The sequence below is a fragment of the Variovorax sp. P1_H12_2 genome, assembly GCF_056405335.1.
The window spans coordinates 1-2,557 of the sequence record NZ_JBFUCI010000617.1 but is presented as its reverse complement, the minus strand read 5'-3'; the positions used below and the strand labels follow the sequence as shown (position 1 = coordinate 2,557).

At 67.9% G+C, this 2,557-nt stretch carries 2 protein-coding genes; both read left to right on the top strand.

The genetic code is table 11. From position 1 onward, the window contains the following. The coding region (locus AC1D2K_RS33280; RefSeq protein ID WP_478094524.1) for an ATP-dependent helicase at positions 1-1,926 on the top strand (1,926 nt) is incomplete at its 5' end. Between the two features lie 326 nt (positions 1,927-2,252). Beyond that, the coding region (hpf, locus tag AC1D2K_RS33275) for a ribosome hibernation-promoting factor, HPF/YfiA family (RefSeq protein WP_478094522.1) at positions 2,253-2,557 on the top strand (305 nt) is incomplete at its 3' end.

The window sequence follows — 2,557 nt, the reverse complement described above, 5'->3', positions numbered from 1 at the left end:
TTCGCGCACCGCGTGGCGCACCTGATCGCCGGCGGCGCCGACCCGCAGCGCATCCTGCTCCTGACCTTCTCGCGCCGCGCCGCGCAGGAGATGGAGCGCCGCGCGGGCCAAGTGCTGATGCGCGTGCTGGGCCTGGCTTCGCAGACGCCGCYGGCGCTGCCCTGGGCCGGCACCTTCCACGGCATCGGCGCACGGCTGCTGCGCGAGTACGCGGCACAGATCGGCTTGAGCGAGAACTTCACGATCCACGACCGCGGCGATGCCGAGGACCTGATGGGGCTGGTGCGCCACGACATCGGCCTGTCCTCCATGACCCGGCGCTTTCCGCAGAAGGGAACCTGCCTCTCGATCTATTCGCGCACCGTCAACACCTGTGCGCCGCTGGCCCGGGTGCTGAAGGAAGCCTTTCCCTGGTGCGCCGAATGGGAGGGCGAACTGAAGAAGCTGTTCGGCGCCTATGTAGCGGCCAAGCAGCAGCAACAGGTGCTCGACTACGACGACCTGCTGCTGTACTGGGAAGGCATGGTGGCCGAGCCCGCGCTGGCCGCCCAGATCGGCGCGCGCTTCGACCACGTGCTGGTCGACGAATACCAGGACACCAACCTGCTGCAGGCCGCCATCCTGCGCGCTCTCAAGCCCGATGGCCGCGGCCTGACGGTGGTGGGTGACGACGCCCAGTCGATCTATTCCTTCCGCGGCGCGACGGTGCGCAACATCCTCGACTTCCCGCATCAGTTCGCGCAGCCCGCGCGCGTCGTCACGCTGGAGCGCAACTACCGCTCGACGCAGCCGATCCTCGATGTGTCGAACGCCGTGATCGCGGCCGCCGCCGAACGCCATGCCAAGACCCTCTGGACCGACAAGCCCTCGGCCGGACGGCCGCAGTTGGTGCTGGTGCCCGACGAGGCCCAGCAGGCGCGCTTCGTCGCCGAACGMGTGCTCGCGCACCGCGAAGGCGGCCTGGCGCTGAAGTCGCAGGCGGTGCTGTTCCGCACCTCGAGCCACAGCGCCGCGCTCGAGCTGGAACTGGCGCGGCGCAACATTCCTTTCGTGAAGTACGGCGGCCTCAAGTTCCTCGAGGCCGCCCACGTGAAGGACCTGCTCGCGGTGCTGCGCTTCGCGCAGAACCCGCGCGGCCGCATGGCCGGCTTTCGCGTCACGCAGATGATCCCGGGCATCGGTCCCGTCACCTCGACGCGCCTGCTCGATGCGATGGCCGAGGCCGCCGATCCCGGCGCCGCGGTGCAGGCCTTCGTGCCGCCGGCCGCGGCGCAGGTCGAATGGGCCCGCTTCGCAGCCATCGACGCCGCCCTGCGCGATCCCGCGCTGGCCTGGCCGGCCGACATGGATCTCGCGCTGCAGTGGTATGTCCCGCACCTGGAGCGCCTGCACGACGATGCCGGCCTGCGCCGCGGCGATGTCGAGCAGCTCGCGCGGCTGGCCGCCGGCTATGCCTCGCGCGAGCGCTTCCTGACCGAACTCACGCTGGATCCGCCCGAGGCCACCAGCGACCGGCCCGGACCGCCGCTGCTCGACGAGGACTACCTGATCCTCTCGACCATCCATTCGGCCAAGGGGCAGGAGTGGAGCTCGGTCCACGTGCTCAACGTGGTCGACGGCTGCATCCCGGCCGACGTGGCGCAGGGCGCCCACGAACTCGAGGAGGAGCACCGGCTGCTCTATGTCGCGATGACCCGCGCCCGCGACCACCTGCACCTGCTGGTGCCGCAGCGCTTCTACGTCACGCAGCAGGCGGTGYGCGGCGACCGCCACCTCTATGCCGGCCGCACGCGCTTCATCACCGCGGCCGATGCCGAGCTTTTCGAACGCCAGACCTGGCCGCCGCCGCCCGAGCGCGCGCCGCACGTGCCGCCGCCGGCCGCCACCATCGACCTCCTGAGCCGGATGCGGGCCAGCTGGCGCTGACCGGAAGCCCTTCGACTCGCGGGGTCGCTGGCGTTTGGGGCGGACCTGGGTTTGCTTCCAGTCGATCGGCTGCGGCTGCGTGCCCCGGGGCTCGCAAGCTATCAAATCGATAGCGTGTGACAAAGTTCCCTTGATCTGGCGCAGAGCCCTGGCACAGAGGGATTGCAATTCGATGACAGCATGGGCATAGTGAACCGAACCCTCTCGCTTCCCCCTCTCTTTTCTTCTCTTCCCTTCCCCTCATCCCCCTCTCGTTTCCCCCGGCTACGCCTTTGTTTCCAGAGGCGCGGCTATTTCCCCCAACCGTCAATTCCAGGAGGTCATTCATGAATCTGACGATCAGCGGTCATCACCTCGACGTCACACCTGCTTTGCGCAACTACGTTACGAGCAAGCTGGACCGGATCACCCGGCATTTCGACCAGGTGGTCGATGTCAAGGTGATTCTCACGGTGGAAAAGCAGAAGGAAAAGGAGCGCCGGCAACGGGCCGAGTGCAATATCCACGTCAAGGGCAACGACATGTTCGCGGAATCGAGCCACGCTGATCTCTATGCTGCCGTCGACGACCTGGTCGACAAGCTCGACCGGCAGGTCGTGCGCCACAAGGATCGCCTGCAGGATCACCACCA